A 19,741-nucleotide genomic window follows, 5' to 3' on the forward strand; every position below is an offset into this window, starting at 1 on the left:
CCTGTGGTTGGGCTGGATCAAGCAGGAAGGGGCGCTGACTCACCGTCAGGGAGTTCCTACAGTTGGGGATCACGCGCTGCCTTGCTGTGCGCGTGTTCTGTAGTGCACCAACAAGCCGGGTCTCGCCCCGGCGGGCGACTCACTTTCTCTTGCGTCGCCAAGAGAAAGTAAGCAAAGAGAAGGCGACCCGATGGTCTGGGTCCCTCTCGCTCAGACAATCGCTCGCCCTGATCCGCTTTCGGCTGTGCTCCTCGGCCCACCCCGACGGGTGGGGAACGGGTGCGGGGAGACGTGACGCGCTGTGCGCGTCACGTCGGAGTCAAGCGGCCGTGGTGATTGCACGCGGGCGCAACACACGCGGCCAAATGAAGTCCCCCTCCATCGCCCAGCGGGGCGAGGGCAGGGGCTAGGGGTGGGAGTGGGGAGTCCGTCCTACTGTCCAGAAAGGACCATAGGCGCAGCGTGATGCCGCGAATGTGTCTCAAGCCGACTTCACTGATGAAATCGGCCTCCAGCCCTTATAGGCTGTGCGCAACCAGCTATCAATGTGATAGCGGATTACAGCCTGGCCAGCCGCTCCAGCGCACTGAGGAGCGTCTCGTCCTTCTTGGCAAAACAGAAGCGCACGACGCGCTGGTCGAAGCCGTTGCCGTAAAACGCCGACAAGGGAATCGCGGCGACGCCGATCTCGGTGGTCAGCCATTTGCAGAAGTCGGCTTCACCGAGGTCGCTGACTTGCGAGATGTCCACGCACTGGAAGTAGCTGCCTTCGCTGGGCAGCAGCTTGAAGCGGGTTTTCGCCAGGCCGGCGCGGAACAGGTCGCGCTTGCGCTGGTAGAACGCCGGCAGGTCGAGGTAGGGACGTGCATCAGCCATGTAGCTCGCCAGGCCGTATTGCATGGGCGTGTTGACGGTGAACACATTGAACTGGTGTACCTTGCGGAACTCGGTCGTCAGCGACGCGGGCGCCGCCACATAACCGATTTTCCAGCCGGTCACATGGTAGGTCTTGCCGAAGCTGCTGACGATGAAGGCACGCGCGGCCAGGCCGGGGAAGCGCGCTGCGCTTTCGTGCACGCGGCCCTGCGCGGCGTCGAACACCATGTGTTCATACACCTCGTCGCTGATCAGCAGCACGTCGGTGGGCGCCAGGATCTCCTGCAGGCGCAACATGTCCTCGCGGGTCCAGACGGTGGCGCTGGGGTTGTGCGGCGAGTTGATGATGATCGCGCGCGTTTTGGCGGTGAGGGCGGCGGAGATCCTGTCGAAGTCGGGGCGGAAGGTGCCGGGCGTCAGGGGCACGCGCACGGGAACGCCGCCGGCCAGCTCGATGTTGGGCACGTAGCTGTCGTAACAGGGCTCGAGCACGATGACTTCATCACCGGGGTGCACCACGGCCAGCACCGCGGTGATGATGGCCTGCGTGGCGCCGGCCGTCACCGTGATTTCGGTGTTGGGGTTGTAGCTGCGGCCGTGCAGTTGCTGCAGCTTGGCGGCAATCGCCTCGCGCAGCACCGGTACGCCGGGCATGGGCGGGTACTGGTTCAGGCCGCGTGTCATGGCATCGTTGACGGCGCCGACCAGTTTCGGGTCGCAGTCGAAGTCCGGGAAGCCCTGGCCGAGGTTGACCGCGTTTTTTTCAAGGGCCAGCGCCGACATCACCGTGAAGATGGTGGTGCCCACGGCGGGCAGTTTGGTCTGTATCTGTGGCGTGCGCTCGCTGGCAGAAGGCATGGTCGTCATGGTGAGGGTGGAGTGATGGAATTTAGAGTTCGAAGTCGCCGTGGCGGCTGCTCATGGCCCGGGTGATCTGGACGCGGTCGAGCTTGTCATTGAGCAGTTCGGCAAACTTGTAGACAAAGTTGCGCAGGTAGGCACTGCGCTTGAAGGCGACACGCGCCACGTTCACGCCGAACAGGTGGCCGGCCGGCAGGGCGACCAGGTCGGTGTTGGTGCCGTCGTCCTTGAGCGCCATCTCGGCCACAATGCCGACCCCCAGGCCCAGGCGCACATAGGTCTTGATCACGTCGGAGTCGATCGCTTCGAGCGCAATGCGCGGATGCAGGTGTTTGGCGGCAAAGGCCTGGTCGATCTTGGTGCGGCCGGTGAACGAGGGGTGGTAGGTGATCAGCGGCTGCTCGGCCAGGTCTTCCAGCGTGATGTTGTCCTGTTTGGCCAGCGGGTGGTCCAGCGGCAACACCAGCATGTGCTGCCATTCGTAGCAGGGCAGCGTGACCAGTTCTTCATAATGCGCCAGCGACTCGGTGGCAATGCCGATCTCGGCCACCTCGTCGATCAGCATGCGCGCCACCTGGTCGGGCGAGCCCTGGTGCAGGCTGACATTGACCTTGGGAAACGCTTCACGGAGTTTGGCCACCGGCTGCGGCAGCACGTAGCGCGCCTGGGTGTGGGTGGTGGCGATGGACAGGGTGCCGCTGTCCTGGGCTGAAAACTGCTCGCCGATACGCCGCAGGTTGCCAACCTCGCGCATGATGATGTCAATGCTTTTGAGCACATGTTCGCCCGGTTCGGTCACACGCTTGAGGCGTTTGCCGTGGCGGGCAAAAATTTCCACGCCCAGTTCTTCTTCGAGCTCGATGATGGCCTTGGACACCCCGGGCTGCGAGGTGTGCAGGATGCGTGCGGTTTCGGTGAGGTTCAGGTTGCGCCGGACGGCTTCCTGGACAAAGCGAAATTGGTGAAGATTCATATCTGATTCTTGCTAATTATTCGCTTCATTATGCCGTTTCAACCTAAGAACTCTCGGGCAGCGCTTAAAAAAAAAGCTCACGCCCCCGGTTCAGGACAGGGCTATATCGGCCATCAGTGCCGTCAGCTGGGGGTGCTCGCCAGCCGTCTGCATCAGGGTCACCGGCAGGTCCGGGTGCTGGGCGCGAACTTGTGCCAGCAGCAGCGGCAGGTCTTCCCGCGCGTGTTTTCCTACACCGAGAAAAAGCGGGAAAACCTTTATTGTGCTTGCGCCGGCAGCTATCAAATCGGTAGCGGCCTGGGCCAGGTCCGGCGTGCACAACTCGAGGTAGGCGCAGCAGACCAGGGCGTCGGGGTCGCGCGCACGGATCGCCTCGGCCACCGCCTCGATGGGCAGGCGCCAGAGGGGGTCGCGCGAGCCGTGCGCAAACAGGACAATGCCTTGCCGGGCCATCAGCGTCTCAGGACCAGCCAGCCGAAGGCACCCAGCGAAATGGCGGTGTAGAGCAGGCCGGGCGCAGCGGCCGCCAGCCAGGGTTGCCAGTTCTGCAGGTTGCCGATGTAGCCGAACACGTTGTTGAGCAGGAAAAAGCTGATGCCGATCATCACGCCGCCGAACACATAACCGGCGATGCCGCCGCTGCGAAAGTGCAGGTAGGCAAACGGCAGGGCCAGCACCACCATCACCAGGCAGCTCAGCGGGTAAAACACCTTTTTCCAGAACTCGATTTCGTAACGCTGGGCGGTCTGGCCGTTGGCGTTGAGGTGGCGGATGTAGGCGAACAGGTCGATCGTGCTCATGCGTTCCGGCTTGAGCACGGCAACCGAGACCATCTCTGCGCTGATCCCGGTGGGCCAGCGGAACTGGGCGATCTTGTTGATGCTTATTTTGGCCGTTTCACGCCCGGCACCGCTGCTCGAGGCCTGTCCCGGCTGTACGGTGAATTCGGTCCGGGTACCGTTTTCGAGCTGCCAGGAGTCGTCGGACGCAAACCGGGCGATGGCCGATTGCGTGATGGACACCAGCAGCCCCTTGTTGTCGAACTCGAAAACCCGCACGGCCTGCATTTCGTTGTCGGCGGACAGGGCGCCGACGTTGACCACGTAGCTGTTGTAGGCCTGTTTTTCCTTGAGCCACGCCCCGGTCTGGCCGATGGTGATGCGGCCCTGGTAACGCGCCTTGAGCAACTGGGCGGCACGGTCGGCGGCTGGGGCCACATAGTCGCCGATGGCGAAACAGAGCACGACGAAAATCGCCCCCAGGGTCAGCAGCAGGCGCAAGGCCCGCCAGGGTTCCAGGCCGCTGGTGCGCAAGATGGTGTATTCCGAACTCTGCGCCAGCCGGGCCATCACGAAAATGGTGCCGATCAGCACCGAGATGGGCACCAGCTCGTACAGGTGGCTGGGAATCAGCAGCGCCACATACAGCAGCGCATGGCGGATCTGGTAAGTGTTGGCGTCGGAACTGACGACGCCTGCCGCATTTTTTCCCAGGTACTGCAGCTCATCGACCAGGTCGAAAAAGAAAAACAGCGCCAGAAATCCGACGGCCACAAAAGCAATGGAGGCCAGCACCTCGCCGTAAATCAGGCGGCGTATGGTCTTCATGCGGCCACCTTGCCCGCCTGCCGGCTGGCCTGCCGCTTGCGCTGCCGGCTCATGGCGCCCTTGAAGGTCCAGTTCAGGTGACGCTTGGACAACCAGCCCAGCGCCAGCAACAGGGCGCCGCCGTGCAGGGCCAGCACAAAGCCGGCGAAATTGGCCGCGCCCACGCTGATCCAGCTCTGACCCAGGTTCAGCAGGTTGTGATAAACGACAAAGGTGAACAGCACAAAAATCAGGTTGCCACTGCGCCCGGCGCGCGGGTTGACGCTGGCCAGCGCCAGCGCAATCACGACAAAATTGATCGCGGCCAGCGCCATGCCCAGGCGCCAGGCCAGTTCGCCCTGGTTGATCCGCGTGGGCGATTTCAGCAGTTCGCGGGTGGACTTGGATTTTTCGGGGATGTTGGCCCCGTTGAGCAGCGGGCTGTCGCCGGCCTTGCTGCCGTATTCCGCAAACTCGGTGATCTTCAGGGCCGACTTGCCGATCTCGCTTTCAAGCCGCTGGCCGTTGTCGAGCAGCAGCATCTGGTCCTTGCCTACCGTCTCAATGCGGCCGGAACTGGCGGTGGTCACCGAATTCTTGCCTTTTTCGGTCGAGGCGATGAAAACGTTGTTGCTGACTTTTTCCTGGGTGGTCTCGCGGTCGATGAAAAAGACCCGGTTGCCGCTGGACGACTCCTGGAACTGGCCCGGGGAGACCCGTTCCAGGTCGCCGCGCTGCTCGTACCGGTCCCGCACCTCCTGGGTCTGCTGGTTGGACCAGGGCCAGACAAACACCGACATCAGCGTGATCACCAGCAGCACCGGCCAGGCGAAGCGGAACAGCGGCACGAGAAAAAAGCCCAGGCCGCGGCCGCTGACAAACCAGACGACCATCTCGCTGTCGCGGTACATGCGTGAGAGGGTGCTGACCATGGCCACAAACAGGGACAGCGTCAGGATGATCGGCATGCGGCCCAGGGCCGAGTAACCCATGACCAGCATCACGTCCTGCGGGTTGACGCTGCCGCGCGAGGCCTGCCCGAGCGTGCGGATCAGGATGATGGTGATCACAATGGTCATCAAAACCACAAGGGTGGCCCCAAAACTGCGTGCCAGCTCTTTGCGGATCGAGGATTGGAATAACATTGACTGAAACTTGCCCTTAACAACAACCGACAACTGCACTTTGCACTTGTGACGCCTAACCCTCGATTATGGACTTTGAACTCAAAACCCTGACCCCCGCCCGAATTTGTGCCGAAAAATGTGATGCCCTGATCGTGCTGGTGGCCGGCGAGATGAGCGCCGGCACCGACGCGGTGTCGAAAATGGTGACGTTGGCCCTGAAAGCAGGGGACTTTGAAAACAAGGCAGGCAAGCTGCTCAGCGCCTACCGGCCCGCGGGAATCGCGGCCACGCGGGTGCTGCTGGCAGGCGCCGGCGACGGCAGCGCCAAAAGTATCCGGACGGCGGTGCACGCGGCGATGGTCGCGCTGAAAAACACCAATGCGCGGCGGGTGCTGCTCAGCCTCTGCGCACTGCCGCAGGCCGGTCAGGAAGCCGTGCGAGCCGCCGTGCTGGCCTGCGCCGATGCCGCCTACCTTTACAGCACCACCAAATCAAAGCCGGCCGAGCAAAAACTCAAGCAGGTGCTGGTGGCCGTCTCCTCGCTGGCGGCCAGCCGTGCCGGCTTCGACAAGGGCGTCGGGCTGGCCACGGGCCTCGCACTTGCCAAGGAGTGGGCCAACCGGCCGGCCAACCACGCGACGCCGACGATGCTTGCCCAGGCCGCCAGGGAGCTCGGGAAACTGCCCGGAATCAAGGTGGAGGTGCTGGGCCCCAAAGAGGTCGCCAAACTCGGCATGGGCTCGTTCATGGCCGTTGCCCAGGGCTCGGAAGAACCCCTGCGGTTCATCGTGCTGCGTTATGACGGCGGCGCCAAGGCCGAAGCGCCGGTGGTGCTGATCGGCAAGGGCATCACTTTTGACACAGGCGGCATTTCCATCAAGCCTGCCGCCGAGATGGACGAGATGAAATACGACATGGGTGGCGCGGCCAGTGTGCTCGGTACCTTCCGCGCGCTGGCCGAACTGCAGCCCGCGCTCAATGTGGTGGGCCTGATTCCGGCCTGCGAAAACATGCCCGATGGCCGCGCCATCAAGCCCGGCGATGTGGTGACCAGCATGAGCGGGCAGACCATCGAAATCCTCAACACCGACGCCGAAGGGCGGCTGGTGTTGTGTGATGCGCTGACGTATGCCGAACGCCTGAAGCCGCGCGCCGTGGTGGACATTGCCACCCTGACCGGCGCCTGTGTGATTGCGCTGGGCGGCGTGCGCAGCGGCATGTTCTCCAGTGACGACGCGCTGGCCCAGGCCCTGGCCGCGGCCGGCGACAGCTCGCTCGATCTGTGCTGGCGCATGCCGCTCGACGACGAATACGCCGACGGGCTGAAAACCCATTTCGCGGACGTGGCCAACGTCGCCGGACGTGCTGGCGGCGCCATCACCGCGGCCAAGTTTCTGCAGCGTTTTGCCGGCAAGTTCCCCTGGGCGCACCTGGACATTGCCGGCACGGCCTGGAAAAGCGGTGCCGCCAAAGGCGCAACCGGCCGGCCCGTGCCCCTGCTGGTCGACTTTTTGCTGAGCCAGGTTCAGCCGGCCAGGGCGCCAGCCAAAACCCGTTCCCCCAAGGTGGGAGCCCGGTCACGCGCATGACGGAAGTTGCTTTTCATTTCAACGTGCCGGACAAGCTGGCCTACAGCTGCCGGCTGCTGCGCAAGGCCTGGGGCAGCGGCGCGCGTGTGGTGGTGACGGCCGAGCCGGACATGCTGGCCCGGCTCGACCAGTTGCTCTGGACCTTTTCCCCGCTGGAGTTTGTGCCGCATTGCCACCTGAGCGCCACCCCGTCCACCGTGTCTGCCACGCCGGTGGTGCTGGCCGGATCGCTGGAGGCCTGTCCCCACCATGAGGTGCTGGTCAACCTCGGGCACCGGGTGCCGGCCGGGTTTGAGCGTTTCGAGCGCTTCATCGAACTCGTCACCCTGGCCGACGACGACCGCGCGGCCGCCCGCAGCCGCTGGAAGCATTACGCCGACCGCGGTTATGCCATGAAGCGGCACGATCTGGCCAGCGCGGGCGCAACATGAACCGCCCGCCACCCCGATTTGTGCCCACGCTGACGGAAGTGGTGCAGCCCCAGGCCGCCGCGCCCGGGGGCCGGCCCGCTCCCGCGGCAATGGACATGCAGCACTTTCAGGAGCAGATGGTGCATCGCGTGATGCAGCGCGTCGATTTGACGCTGGACCGGCTGCTGCGCGAAACCGTGGGCCGTCTGGTGCTGGAGCACACCCAGGAACTGGCGCCCAGCCTCAGGGACGAAATCGAGATCGTGGTGCGGCAGTCGGTCAACCAGGCCTTTGAACAGGAACTGGCCAGCCAGCTGCCGGACAAGCCCTGAACTGGCTGCGCCCTTGGCTTTCCATGTTCATGCGGGCGGCTTCTTCGAGGTGGTGAAAAATACCTGAGACGGCTGCATTTGGGTGACGTCTTTGCCTCAGGCGGGCGGTTCTTGCCGATGACTGGCCATGTCGGGCAGCCCGCGTTACCGCTTGTGACGGGGCTGCTTCTCGCCCTTTATTAGATTCGCTAATAGCAGGTCAATTTCGTTTCTTACTCCACCTCCATAGCGCAACACTAGGGCTGCTTGCTATGGTGCGGGCGCGGAAATTGCGTTATGTTCGTGGCTGTTGAGTAAAAAAATCAGTTCTCAACCATTAACGGTAATTTCCTAATTGGAGTGTATTTATGCAAATGAAATGGACTGCGGTCGCTTTGGCCGCCATGTTGGTTGTTGCCTGCGGCAAAAAAGAAGAAGCTGCGCCGGCCGCCACTGCACCTGCACCTGCTGCCCCGGTCGCTGCGGCTCCCGCACCCGCCGGTGATACGCTCGTTGTCAAGATCGGTCACGTCGCCCCGACTTCCGGCGCGCAGGCCCATTACGGCAAAGACAATGAAAATGGCGTCCGCATGGCCATTGAGGACCTGAACAAACAGGGCGTCATGATCGGCGGCAAGAAGGCCACCTTCGAAATCGTCGCTGAAGATGATGCTGCTGATCCGAAACAGGGCACGGCTGCCGCACAAAAACTGTGCGACTCCAAAGTCGCCGGTGTGGTCGGTCACCTCAACTCGGGCACGACCATTCCTGCCTCCAAGGTCTACAACGACTGCGGCATCCCTCACGTCACTGGTGCCGCCACCAACCCTGACCTGACCAAGCCAGGCTACAACACCACCTACCGCATCATTGCCAACGATCTGGCCCTGGGTGCCGGCCTGGCGTTTTATGCCGCCGATACGCTCAAGCTGAAGAAAGTGGCCGTCATCGACGACCGTTCCGCTTACGGCCAGGGTGTTGCCGACATCTTCAAGAAGACTGCCAAGGAAAAGGGCATGACCGTGGTTGACGAGCAGTTCACCACCGACAAGGCCACCGACTTCATGGCCATCCTGACCGCCATCAAGGCCAAGAGCCCTGACGCCGTGTTCTACGGTGGCATGGACCCGCAAGCCGGCCCGATGCTGCGCCAGATGGAACAGCTGGGCATGAGCAAGGTCAAGTACTTCGGCGGCGACGGCATCTGCACCTCCGAGATTGCCAAACTCGCTGCTGGCGCCAAGACCCTGAGCAACGTGATTTGTGCCGAAGGCGGCGCATCCCTGGCCAAGATGCCTGGCGGCGTCGAGTGGAAGAAGCGCTACGACGAGAAGTACCCGAACCAGTTCCAGGTCTACAGCCCGTACACCTATGACGCGACCTTCGTGCTGGTCGACGCGATGAAACGCGCCAACTCGAGCGAGCCGAAGGTCTACATCCCCGAGCTGCTCAAAACCAGCTTCAAGGGCGTGACCACCACCATCGAGTTCCTGCCTAACGGCGAACTGAAGAACCCGTCCATTACCTTGTACACCTACAAGGACGGCAAGAAAACGGCCCTGGAATAAGTTTTCCTGCCCCCAGCAAAAAAGCCACCGCAAGGTGGCTTTTTTTTTGCTTCAACGCGGTGACAGGAAGTTGTCTGCGGTGGCCGTCACCGTGCGCGGTGCCCAGACGGGGGCCGGTGTGCGGAGCTCTATGCGGAAATCAGGAAAATGACAGGCACAAAAAAGCCCAGACAAGCTGGGCTTTCAGGAGCTTTTACTGCCGTGTGGAAAACTCACGGCAACTATACTTTTGGCGGAAAGGGCGGGATTCGAACCCGCGGTGGGTATAACCCCACGCACGCTTTCCAGGCGTGTGACTTAAACCGCTCATCCACCTTTCCGCGAAGCCTCACATTGTAGCAGTGCGCGGCACGGAAGATGGCGCTGATCAGTGAAGCGCGCTGCGAAAGCGGTGTTTTTCCAGTTGCGCGCGTGTCACGAACTCCAGCGCCCTGAGGTGGGTGGACTCCAGAACCACGGGCGGCGCAAAGCCGGCTTCCAGTGCCTCGCGCCAGCGGTTGGCGCACAGGCACCACCGGTCGCCGGGCTTGAGCCCCGCAAAGCGGTACTCGGGCCGCGGGGTCACCAAGTCGTTGCCTTTGGCTACCGAAAACGCCAGGAAGTCGCTGGTCACCTTGACGCAGACGAGGTGCGAACCCGAGTCGGACTCGTCGGTGTTGCAACAGCCGTCGCGGAAATAACCGGTCAGCGGGTCGTAGGAGCAGGGGACCAGCTCCGTACCGAGTACGTTCATGGCGCTCATGTGGGTGCCTTCTGCGATGCTGATCAGGCGGCCCGGGTGGACTGCACCATGGTCATGGCCGAGGTGATCAGGGCCGAGACTTCGGTCATGTTGCTGGGAACAATCAGCGTGGTCTTGGCGTCGGCCGCGACGCGGGAGTAGGCTTCCACGGCCTTTTCGGCAACCTTGAGCTGCACGGCCATTTCACCGCCGGGCTGGCGGATCGAGGCGGCAATACGTTCGATGGCCTGGGCGGTGGCGTCTGCCACTGCGGTGATCGCGGCCGCTTCACCCTGCGCGTTGTTGATGGCGGCGAGTTTTTCGCCTTCGGAGCGGGCGATAAAGGCCTCGCGCTCACCGGTGGCGATGTTGATCTGTTCCTGGCGGCGGCCTTCGGAGGCGGCAATCAGCGCGCGTTTTTCACGTTCGGCGGTGATCTGCGACTGCATGGCGTGCAGGATTTCCTTGGGTGGTGTCAGGTCCTTGATCTCGTAACGCAGCACCTTGACACCCCAGTTCAGCGCGGCCTCGTCGATGGCGGCCACGACCTGGGCGTTGATGATGTCGCGTTCCTCGAAGGTTTTGTCGAGCTCAAGCTTGCCGATGACGCTGCGCAGCGAGGTCTGGGCCAGCTGGGTGACGGCCACGATGTAGTTCGATGAGCCGTAGCTGGCGCGCATCGGGTCGGTGACCTGGAAATACAGGATGCCGTCGACCTGCAACTGGGTGTTGTCGCGCGTGATGCAGACCTGGCTGGGAACGTCGAGCGGGATTTCCTTGAGCGAGTGCTTGTAGGCCACGCGGTCAATGAAGGGGATCAGGAAATTGAGGCCCGGTGTCAGGCTGGCGTGGTATTTGCCCAGTCTCTCGACCACCCACGAGTTTTGTTGGGGCACGACCTTGATGCTGCGCGCGATAAAAATGACGGCAATCACCAGGATGACGAGTGCAATTTCCATGAGTTTCTCCGTAAAAAACAAAAAACAGGGGCAGCATCAGCTGCCGGGCATCAGACCGTGCACTTTCTCACAGTTTGCCGACCACCAGGCGGTTGCCGTTGAGTTTTCTGACCTTGAAGAGGCCGGGCTGGGGTGCGGCGTCATGGTCGGCGAGCTCCACCGTCCATTGGGCACCGCGGTATTTCACAGTGGCGGTGGCATCGTCGTTCCACTGCTGCACATGCACGGTCTCGCCGATGTCCATCTGCACGTCCCGGTTGGCATTGGCCTGGGCGGGCCTGGGGCTTTTGCTGCGTTTCCAGTGCCAGGCCACCACGGCGCCGCCGCCGACCACGGCCGCAACCACAATCTGCACCATGACGGAGGCCCCCAGATGGGCCGCCAGGGCCGCAGCCGTCATGCCGACGGCCAGCATCAGCAGGTAAAACGTCCCCGTGACCAGCTCCAGCGCCACGGCGCCACCGGCCAGCAGCCACCAAATCGTCGAATCGGCCAAGCTTGTCATGTCGCGTTTCCTTAGTTTCCTAAAAGCCACATTTTGAGCCACAAAAGCCCCTTGGCAAGCTTAACCGGGCGCTTCAAAGGCCGGACCGACTCTGCCTTCACCAAATATCCTTACACTTCGGCCCTGATCCGTTTTTTTTGGCAGCTCCAGGCAAAGGCCTTTTGATGAAATTCCGCTTTCCCATCGTCATCATTGACGAAGACTTCCGCTCCGAAAACACCTCCGGGCTGGGCATTCGCGCGCTGGCGCAAGCCATAGAAACCGAGGGTTTCGAGGTGCTGGGCGTGACCAGCTACGGTGACCTGTCGCAGTTTGCGCAGCAGCAAAGCCGTGCGAGCGCCTTCATTTTGTCGATTGACGACGAAGAGTTCACGCCGGGGCCGGATCTGGACCCCGCGGTGCTGAACCTGCGCCACTTCATCGAGGAAGTGCGGCGCAAGAACCTGGATGTGCCGATCTACGTGTATGGCGAGACCAAGACCTCGCGCCACATCCCCAATGACATCCTGCGCGAACTGCACGGGTTCATCCACATGTTCGAGGACACGCCCGAGTTCGTGGCGCGCCACATCATCCGTGAGGCCAAGAGTTACCTAGAGGGCGTGCAGCCGCCGTTTTTCAAGGCGTTGCTCGACTACGCCGAAGACGGTTCGTATTCCTGGCATTGCCCGGGGCATTCCGGGGGCGTGGCTTTCCTGAAAAGCCCGGTCGGCCAGATGTTCCACCAGTTTTTTGGTGAAAACATGCTGCGCGCCGACGTCTGCAACGCGGTCGAGGAGCTGGGCCAGTTGCTGGACCACGACGGCCCGGTGGGCGCCTCGGAGCGCAATGCCGCCCGCATCTTCAATGCCGACCACTGCTTTTTCGTGACCAATGGCACGTCCACCTCGAACAAGATGGTCTGGCACCATACCGTGGCGCCCGGCGATGTGGTGGTGGTGGACCGCAACTGCCACAAGTCCATCCTGCACGCGATCATCATGACCGGCTCGATTCCGGTGTTCCTCAAGCCGACGCGCAACCATTTCGGCATCATCGGCCCGATTCCGAAGGAAGAGTTCGAGCCGGCGTCCATCCAGGCCAAGATCAAGGCCAACCCGCTGCTCAAGGGCGTGGACGCCAAGAAGGTCAAGCCGCGTGTGCTGACCATCACCCAGTCCACCTACGACGGCGTGCTGTACAACACCGAAACCATCAAGGGCATGCTTGACGGTTATGTCGAGAACCTGCATTTCGACGAGGCCTGGTTGCCGCACGCGGCCTTCCACCCGTTTTACGGCAGCTACCACGCGATGGGAAAAAAACGCGCGCGGCCCAAGCAGGCCATGGTGTATGCCACGCAGTCCATCCACAAGCTGCTGGCCGGCATCAGCCAGGCCAGCCACGTGCTGGTGCAGGATTCGCAGACCGTCAAGCTCGACAGGCACCTCTTCAACGAGGCCTACCTGATGCACACCAGTACCAGCCCGCAGTACAGCATCATCGCCAGCTGCGACGTGGCCGCGGCCATGATGGAGCCGCCCGGCGGCACCGCGCTGGTCGAGGAAAGCATTGCCGAGGCGCTGGATTTCCGCCGCGCGATGCGCAAGGTCGATGAGGAATACGGCGACGACTGGTGGTTCAAGGTCTGGGGCCCCGAGAAGCTGGTGGACGAGGGCATTGGCCGCTCGGATGACTGGATCATCAAGGGCGAGTCCAAGAACGCGAAGGCCGGTGTCAACTGGCACGGTTTCGGCAAGATGGCGACCGGCTTCAACATGCTGGATCCGATCAAGTCCACCGTGGTCACACCCGGCATGGACCTGAACGGCAAGTTCGCCAAGACCGGCATTCCGGCCAGCATCGTGACCAAGTTCCTGTCCGAACACGGCGTGGTGGTCGAGAAAACCGGTCTCTACAGCTTTTTCATCATGTTCACCATCGGCATCACCAAGGGCCGCTGGAACAGCATGCTGACCGCGCTGCAGCAGTTCAAGGACGACTACGCCAAGAACCAGCCGATGTGGCGCATCCTCCCGGAGTTCTGTCAGAAGTACCCGCGTTACGAAAAAATGGGTCTGGCCGACCTGTGCCAGCACATCCACGCGCTCTACGCCAAGTACGACATTGCGCGCCTGACCACCGACATGTACCTGAGCGACCTCACTCCGGCCATGAAACCCAGCGACGCCTACGCGCACATCGCGCTGCACAAGACCGAACGCGTCGAGATCGACAAGCTCGAGGGCCGCATCACGGTGGGGTTGGTCACGCCTTATCCGCCCGGCATTCCGCTCTTGATTCCCGGCGAAGTATTCAACAAGAAGATCGTCGACTATCTGAAGTTCTCGCGCGAGTTCAACGCGCAGTGCCCGGGTTTCGAGACCGACATTCACGGTCTGGTCGAAATCGAAGATGCCGACGGCAAGAAGCACTATTACGCCGACTGCGTGAAAGAGTAATCAGGGCGCGACCGGCCTGCCGGCCGGCGCAGCGGCGCTCAGGGCCGTGCTGGCGCCATGTCCTCCCGAACCCGCAGGAAACTCGCAAAGCGCGGAATACCGCTGTCATTCAGGCCGCGAAAGCGGTAGGTGACGATGTTGCCCACAGGCGGCGGGTGGCGCCGCTGTTCATCACTGAAACCGGTGCCCAGCTTGAAGCGCTTGCCCGGCAGGCCGTCCGGGCCCACCGTCTCGACCAGCAAGGCGCCCAGGGCCGCGGCATGTTTGCCCTGGCCCGGCAACTGGGCCAGCACGCGGGCTTCCGCGTCCTCGTGCGTCTTGACCTTGAGCAGGTCGTCATTGCGCAGGCCCTGGTAGAGCGAGGCGCCGCGGTGCAGCATCAGCCCTTCGCCGCCCAGCCTGACGGTTTTGGCCAGCAGGCGCTGGAGTTCGGCATGGCTGGCCACCCGGGACTGCGCAACCGCCTGCACCCAGGGCTGGTCGATGCGGCTGACCACCCCATGGAGGGCCGGAATCCGCTCGGTGAAGGTCCCTGCCTGCGTGGGCAGATCGAACACCATGAAACGCATGGCGCGCCACGCGGCGTCGTCCGGTGTTTGCTGGCGCACGGTGGACACCGCTTTGGAGAATTGACCCCGGCCGGCCCACAACTCGCCGTCCAGGGGCTGCCTGGGCCAGCCCGCGGTGAACCAGGCCGGGGCGGCGACGCGTTCGCCGCCGCGGGTCAGCAGCTTTTCGCCGTCCCAGTAGCCCCGCACGCCGTCGAGTTTTTCACTGACCCAGTACTCCTGCAGCACGATGCCGGGGTGGTAGACATTGGCCAGCATCAGTGGCGGGCTGTTGCCGGCCGCCGCGGCGGGAAGGGCAGGCGCCAGCAGGGCCGTCAACGCCAGCAGCCAGGGCAGCGCGCAGATGCGAAGGAAAGCGCCGCTCGCGCGGGTGATCGTGAGAGTCAGAGTGAGGGTGGGTGGTGGAGCTGCCGTCATGTCGGTGGATTTATTGCATGATTCATGCCGCAAGCGCCCGAGGAAAGGGCGGAGTCAGCTATCAAAATAGTAGTATTGGCCTTTTCCCGTTTTCCCTGTTTTGCCCGCTTTTTTGGCCTGCGCCTGACGATTGTGCGGTCGAGCACGGGCTTGCTGCAAGTCTGAACCGGTACACACTTCATTCATGAACGCCAAAGATGTTGCTTCCATAGAACAGGCCACCCTGGCCGCCGTGGCCCCCGAAACCGTGGAGGAGCGGGAGGGCTGGCTGTTGCCTGTTGATCACGGAACCATAGGCCGTGCCAGAAGTGCCGTGCCGCTGCAGCATATGGACACCGACCCGGGCGTGCTGGGCCGCATCGAGGCGTATTACGCGGCGCGGGGTCTTCCGGCGGTGTTTCGCCTGGCCATCGACGCCTGTTTTGACGGCTTGCGCCATGAACTGCGCCAGCGCGGTTACGGCGCCGACAAACCCACGCTGGTGCAGCTGGGCACGGTGGCGCGCATGCGCGAGGTGTCATCGCAGGCGAGCGCCGAGGTCCATGCTGCGCCGGATGCGGCCTGGACGGCGCTTTTCCTGGGCGAGGGTTTTGATCCGGTGGACGGCGCCTGCCGGGTCAGGGCATTGGGCCGGGCGCAGGGCTCGGTGTATGCCAGCGTTCGTGAAGACGGCCAGGTGCTCGCGGGCGGGGTGGCGGCTTTTGGTCATGGCTGGGTCAGCGTGCACGGCATGCGCACCGCCGCAGGTCACCGCGGCCAGGGTCTCGCCGGACGAGTGCTGGCAGGACTGGCGGACGCTGCGCTGGCGCGGGGCATGGCGCGGGTGTTTTTGCAGGTTGAAGCCGGCAACACCGCCGCGCAGGCGCTGTACCGGCGCGCGGGCTTTGGAACAGCGTGGACGTATGAGTACTGGCGCCGGGCCTGACCCGCCGGCGCGGGCCCCATGATGCTCACTTTTATATAGCTGCTGGCGCCCGTGGATCGGGGGCTCAGGCCATATTTGACTCCAAACCCGGGATGGAACCCCGAGCCGGTTCAGCTCGCCTCGGTCTCGCGGCCGATGCCGGCCGTGTGGCTGAAACCGCCATCCACATAGGTGATTTCGGCGGTGACGCCGGAAGCCAGGTCAGACAGCAGAAAGGCGGCCACGTTGCCCACATCCTCGATGGTGACGTTGCGCCGCAGCGGCGAGGCGGCGGCCACCATGCCCAGCAGCTTGCCGAAGTCCTTGATGCCGCTGGCCGCCAGGGTCTTGATCGGGCCGGCGCTGATGCCGTTGACGCGCATGCCTTTGGGGCCCAGCGATTCGGCCAGGTAACGCACGCTGGCTTCCAGGCTGGCCTTGGCCAGGCCCATGGTGTTGTAGTTGGGGATGGTGCGCTGGGCGCCCAGATAGGTCAGGGTCAGCAGGGCCGACTTGGGGTTGAGGTGGGGCAGGGCGGCCTTGGCCATGGCCGGAAAACTGTAGGCGCTGATGTCGTGGGCAATCTTGAAACCCTCGCGTGTCAGGCCTTCGAGGAAATCCCCCGCGATCGCCTCGCGTGGTGCGTAGCCTATGCTGTGCACAAAGCCGTCAAAGGTCGGCCAGGTCTTGGTCAGGTCGGCAAACAGGGCGGCAATCTGCGCATCGTCGCCGACATCGCAGTCAAAAATCAGCGTGGAGTCGAAGTCGGCGGCAAATTCGGTGATGCGGTCCTTGAAACGTTCACCCACGTAGCTGAAGGCCAGTTCGGCGCCCTGAGCATGGCAGGCCTTGGCAATGCCGTAAGCGATGGACCGGTTGGACAGGACGCCCGTGATCAACAGTTTTTTGCCGGTGAGAAATCCCGTGGGTGTGCCCATGCTTGTGCTCCAGTGTGTGCGAGGAAATGGGCAAAGGGCGCGCTGCGTGCATGCGCTCCTTGCCAACTTAAGTAGTGCAGAATTGTCGCATGCGGGATTTGTCGTTTTTGCGGGCCTTGACGATGGCCGTTCTGGTCTGCCTGGCTCCGGCGTCCTGGGCTGCCCACGCCTATGCGCAGTTCGGCGACATCAAGTACCCGCCGGGCTTCACCCACTTCGATTACGTCAACCCCGCCGCGCCCAAGGGCGGCGAGATCCGCATGGTGCCGCCGACCCGGCCCACCAACTTCGACAAGTTCAACCCCTTCACGCTGCGCGGCACGGCGCCTTACGGCATCGGCATGCTGATGATAGAGAGCCTGCTGACCGGCAATGCCGAGGAGCCGACCACCGCCTACGGGTTGCTGGCCGACGACGTCGCGGTGGCGCCGGACCGGCTGTCGGCGACCTTCCGCCTGCATCCCAAGGCGCGCTTTCAGGACGGCTCGCCGGTGCTGGCCGCTGATGTTCTGCATTCGTTCACGCAGTTGACCGGCAAGCTGGCCGCGCCGCAATACCGCAGCATTTATGCCGAGGTCAAGGGTGCGCAGGTGCTCTCCGAACGGGTGGTGCGTTTCGATTTCGCAGTGCCCAACCCCGAGTTGCCGCTGGTCGTGGGCGGCATGCCGGTGTTCAGCCGCGCCTGGGGCGGCGGCAAACCGTTTGACCGCATCGTGTCCGACCTGCCGATAGGCTCCGGCCCCTACAAGCCCGCCAGCCTGGCCATGGGGCGCGACATCACCTATGTCCGCGACCCGGCCTACTGGGGCGCCGAGCTGCCCAGCCGCAAGGGTCAGTTCAACTTCGATCGCATCACCTTCAAGATCTACCTCGACGAAACCTCGCGTTTTGAAGGGCTGAAAGCCGGTGAATACGACTTCATGCGCGAGTTCATCTCGCGCAACTGGGCCCGCCAGTACACCGGCAAGCAGTTCACCTCGGGCGAACTCGTCAAGCGGGCTTTCGAGAACCGCAACCCCGGCGACTTCCAGGGGTATGTGTTCAACCTGCGCAAGGAAAAATTCCAGGACGTGCGCGTGCGGCGCGCCATCGGGCTGGCCATGGACTTCGAGTGGATGAACCGCCAGCTGTTCTACGGCATCTACAAACGCGTCAACGGCTATTTCCCGAACAGTGAATTTCATGCCGAGGGGCTGCCCAAGCCCGACGAGCTGGCGTTGCTGGAGCCGCTGCGCGCCAGGCTCAGCCCTGCGGTGTTTGGCGCGGTGCCGGTGGCTCCCGCCACCACGCCGCCGGGCAGCCTGCGGCAGAACCTGCGTCAGGCCCAGGCGCTGCTGCGCGAAGCCGGCTGGACCTACCGCGATGGCGCGTTGCGCAATGCCAAAGGCGAGGCCTTCACGATGGAGTTCCTCAACGACCAGCCCTCGCTGGTGCGCATCGTCGGGCCCTTCCAGAAAGCGCTGGAAAAGCTCGGCATCACCATGACTTACCGGGTTGTGGATTTTTCCCTGTCCAAGCAGAAGATGGACGCGTTCGACTTCGAGGTCACGACGTTGCGCCTGCCGGGCTCGACCGCACCGGGTAGCGAGTTGCTGGAGCGTTTCGGATCCGAGGCGGCAAAAACGCCAGGCTCGTCCAATGTCTGGGGCATTGCCGATCCGGCGGTTGATGCCTTGCTGCAAAAGGTAGTGACAGCCAAAACCAGGCCCGAGCTGGCCGCCGCCATGCGTGCGCTGGACCGGGTGCTGACGCACGGTTTTTACTCGGTGCCGCAGTATTACGGCGACGCCTTCCTGATCGGTTACCGGCCTGCGCCGTTTGTGTTGCCGGCGACGATTCCGCCGTATTACCAGGCCGACACCTGGGCCATGAGCACCTGGTGGGCTTCGAGCACGAACAAATGACCCTCCACGCTCTTCACTTCATGCATTCGCTGTCCGCTGCATAACCATGGCCAGCTACATCCTCAAACGCCTGCTGTTGATGATTCCCACCCTGCTGGGGGTGCTGCTGCTGACCTTTGCCATGGTGCAGTTCGTGCCCGGCGGCCCGGTCGAGCAGATGGTGGCGCAGTTGCAGGGGCGTGATTCTGGCGGTGAGCGGGCGGCGGCCACCGGGTCCGGTTACCGCGGGCGTCAGGGCCTGGACGCGCAGCGCATCGAGGAAATCAGGGCGCTGTACGGCTTTGACAAACCCGTGCACGAGCGGTTTTTCCAGATGCTCGGGCAGTTCGCGCGGTTTGACCTCGGGAAAAGTTTTTACCAGCACAAGGACGTCTGGCAACTGGTCAAGGAAAAGCTGCCGGTGTCCATCAGCCTCGGGCTGTGGACTTTTTTCATCAGCTACCTGATCGCAGTGCCGCTCGGTGTGGCCAAGGCGGTGCGCGCGGGTTCGCGTTTTGACTTCGTCACCACGCTGATCGTGCTGATCGGTTACGCCATTCCCGGCTTTGTGCTGGGCGTGGCGTTGCTCGTGATTTTTGGCGGGCAGCTGCAGTGGTTTCCCTTGCGCGGGCTGACCTCGTCGAACTGGGAGACCCTGAGCTGGGGCGCGCGCATCACCGACTACCTGTGGCACATCACCTTGCCGGTCACGGCCATGGTGCTGGGCAGTTTTGCGGTCACGGCGGTATTGACCAAAAACTCATTTCTCGAGGAAATCCGCAAGCAGTACGTGCTGACGGCGCGGGCCAAAGGCCTGTCCGAGCGCCAGGTGCTCTGGAAACACGTGTTTCGCAATGCGCTGATCCCCATCATCACGGGGTTTCCGTCGGCCTTCATCGGCGCCTTTTTCACCGGTTCGCTGCTGATCGAAACCCTGTTTTCGCTCGATGGCCTGGGCCTGCTCAGTTATGAAAGCGTGATCCGGCGCGACTACCCGGTGGTGCTGGGCACGCTGTACCTGTTCACGCTGATCGGCCTGCTGACCAAGCTGGTCTCGGACCTTTGTTATGTCTGGGTTGATCCCCGCGTGAAGTTTGATTGAT

18 protein-coding genes and 1 tRNA gene are annotated in these 19,741 nt (G+C 62.9%); 8 read left to right on the plus strand and 11 right to left on the minus strand.

The window, feature by feature from the left end:
* Window positions 1-558 precede the first annotated feature (558 nt).
* The 5 genes from B7X65_RS14285 to lptF form a co-directional block, all read right to left on the minus strand.
* Window positions 559-1,743 carry a pyridoxal phosphate-dependent aminotransferase gene (locus tag B7X65_RS14285; RefSeq protein ID WP_293594971.1) on the minus strand — a complete coding sequence of 395 codons (1,185 nt, stop codon included), beginning with the start codon at window positions 1,741-1,743 and terminating at the stop codon, window positions 559-561.
* Window positions 1,744-1,765: 22 nt separating this feature from the next.
* On the minus strand, window positions 1,766-2,710 hold the full coding sequence (locus tag B7X65_RS14290; RefSeq protein ID WP_293594972.1) for a CysB family HTH-type transcriptional regulator: 945 nt from the start codon (window positions 2,708-2,710) through the stop codon (window positions 1,766-1,768).
* A gap of 90 nt (window positions 2,711-2,800) precedes the next feature.
* Window positions 2,801-3,163, minus strand: coding sequence for a CbiX/SirB N-terminal domain-containing protein (locus tag B7X65_RS14295; protein ID WP_293594973.1), 363 nt, complete (start codon window positions 3,161-3,163; stop codon window positions 2,801-2,803).
* Complete coding sequence (gene lptG / locus B7X65_RS14300; protein ID WP_293594974.1) at window positions 3,163-4,317, minus strand: LPS export ABC transporter permease LptG; 1,155 nt, start codon at window positions 4,315-4,317, stop codon at window positions 3,163-3,165. Before lptG ends, B7X65_RS14295 begins: the two co-directional genes overlap by 1 nt.
* Window positions 4,314-5,441: an LPS export ABC transporter permease LptF gene (lptF, locus tag B7X65_RS14305; protein WP_293594975.1), complete on the minus strand. Its 1,128-nt coding sequence runs from the start codon at window positions 5,439-5,441 to the stop codon at window positions 4,314-4,316. The genes lptG and lptF overlap by 4 nt, the downstream gene beginning before the upstream one ends.
* Before the next feature lie 68 nt (window positions 5,442-5,509).
* Between lptF and B7X65_RS14310 the strand changes: the two genes are divergently transcribed.
* The 4 genes from B7X65_RS14310 to B7X65_RS14325 all read left to right on the plus strand — a co-directional run bounded on the left by B7X65_RS14310 (window position 5,510) and on the right by B7X65_RS14325 (window position 9,301).
* Window positions 5,510-7,012 carry a leucyl aminopeptidase gene (locus B7X65_RS14310; protein WP_293594976.1) on the plus strand — a complete coding sequence of 501 codons (1,503 nt, stop codon included), beginning with the start codon at window positions 5,510-5,512 and terminating at the stop codon, window positions 7,010-7,012.
* On the plus strand, window positions 7,009-7,443 hold the full coding sequence (locus B7X65_RS14315; RefSeq protein WP_293594977.1) for a DNA polymerase III subunit chi: 435 nt from the start codon (window positions 7,009-7,011) through the stop codon (window positions 7,441-7,443). The genes B7X65_RS14310 and B7X65_RS14315 overlap by 4 nt, the downstream gene beginning before the upstream one ends.
* Window positions 7,440-7,754, plus strand: a complete 315-nt coding sequence (locus B7X65_RS14320) for a hypothetical protein (protein WP_293594978.1) — start codon at window positions 7,440-7,442, stop codon at window positions 7,752-7,754. Before B7X65_RS14315 ends, B7X65_RS14320 begins: the two co-directional genes overlap by 4 nt.
* A gap of 347 nt (window positions 7,755-8,101) precedes the next feature.
* Entirely contained in the window at window positions 8,102-9,301 is a 1,200-nt protein-coding gene (locus B7X65_RS14325; RefSeq protein ID WP_293594979.1) for a branched-chain amino acid ABC transporter substrate-binding protein, read from the plus strand.
* Window positions 9,302-9,531: 230 nt separating this feature from the next.
* Here B7X65_RS14325 and B7X65_RS14330 read toward each other — a convergent pair.
* The 4 genes from B7X65_RS14330 to B7X65_RS14345 all read right to left on the minus strand — a co-directional run bounded on the left by B7X65_RS14330 (window position 9,532) and on the right by B7X65_RS14345 (window position 11,486).
* Window positions 9,532-9,621 (minus strand) — tRNA-Ser (locus B7X65_RS14330).
* Window positions 9,622-9,668: 47 nt separating this feature from the next.
* Window positions 9,669-10,043 (minus strand): DUF2237 domain-containing protein, encoded by a 375-nt coding sequence (locus B7X65_RS14335; protein WP_293594980.1) that lies wholly within the window; start codon window positions 10,041-10,043, stop codon window positions 9,669-9,671.
* A gap of 23 nt (window positions 10,044-10,066) precedes the next feature.
* The gene (locus tag B7X65_RS14340) at window positions 10,067-10,981 is read right to left on the minus strand and encodes a stomatin-like protein (protein WP_293594981.1); all 915 of its coding nucleotides are present in this window, start codon (window positions 10,979-10,981) and stop codon (window positions 10,067-10,069) included.
* A gap of 67 nt (window positions 10,982-11,048) precedes the next feature.
* Entirely contained in the window at window positions 11,049-11,486 is a 438-nt protein-coding gene (locus tag B7X65_RS14345) for an NfeD family protein (RefSeq protein WP_324488028.1), read from the minus strand.
* A 164-nt stretch (window positions 11,487-11,650) separates the two neighbouring features.
* On the opposite strand from B7X65_RS14345, the gene B7X65_RS14350 reads away from it, so the two are divergent.
* Window positions 11,651-13,927 carry an arginine/lysine/ornithine decarboxylase gene (locus B7X65_RS14350; protein ID WP_293594982.1) on the plus strand — a complete coding sequence of 759 codons (2,277 nt, stop codon included), beginning with the start codon at window positions 11,651-11,653 and terminating at the stop codon, window positions 13,925-13,927.
* Between the two features lie 38 nt (window positions 13,928-13,965).
* On the opposite strand, the gene B7X65_RS14355 is transcribed toward B7X65_RS14350, so the two are convergent.
* The gene (locus B7X65_RS14355) at window positions 13,966-14,913 is read right to left on the minus strand and encodes a DNA ligase (RefSeq protein ID WP_293594983.1); all 948 of its coding nucleotides are present in this window, start codon (window positions 14,911-14,913) and stop codon (window positions 13,966-13,968) included.
* Window positions 14,914-15,097: 184 nt separating this feature from the next.
* Here B7X65_RS14355 and B7X65_RS14360 point away from each other — a divergent pair, with 184 nt between their 5' ends.
* Window positions 15,098-15,838 carry a GNAT family N-acetyltransferase gene (locus B7X65_RS14360; protein ID WP_293594984.1) on the plus strand — a complete coding sequence of 247 codons (741 nt, stop codon included), beginning with the start codon at window positions 15,098-15,100 and terminating at the stop codon, window positions 15,836-15,838.
* 110 nt (window positions 15,839-15,948) lie between these two features.
* Here B7X65_RS14360 and fabI read toward each other — a convergent pair whose 3' ends face one another.
* On the minus strand, window positions 15,949-16,755 hold the full coding sequence (gene fabI, locus B7X65_RS14365; RefSeq protein ID WP_293594985.1) for an enoyl-ACP reductase FabI: 807 nt from the start codon (window positions 16,753-16,755) through the stop codon (window positions 15,949-15,951).
* A 122-nt stretch (window positions 16,756-16,877) separates the two neighbouring features.
* Here fabI and B7X65_RS14370 point away from each other — a divergent pair, with 122 nt between their 5' ends.
* Together B7X65_RS14370 and yejB are read left to right on the plus strand one after the other, a co-directional pair.
* Entirely contained in the window at window positions 16,878-18,659 is a 1,782-nt protein-coding gene (locus B7X65_RS14370) for an extracellular solute-binding protein (RefSeq protein ID WP_293595129.1), read from the plus strand.
* Window positions 18,660-18,705: 46 nt separating this feature from the next.
* Window positions 18,706-19,740 carry a microcin C ABC transporter permease YejB gene (yejB, locus tag B7X65_RS14375; protein WP_293594986.1) on the plus strand — a complete coding sequence of 345 codons (1,035 nt, stop codon included), beginning with the start codon at window positions 18,706-18,708 and terminating at the stop codon, window positions 19,738-19,740.
* Window position 19,741: the final 1 nt, after the last annotated feature.

It is taken from the genome of Polaromonas sp. 39-63-25 (assembly GCF_002278925.1).
Classification (GTDB): Bacteria; Pseudomonadota; Gammaproteobacteria; order Burkholderiales; family Burkholderiaceae_C; genus Polaromonas.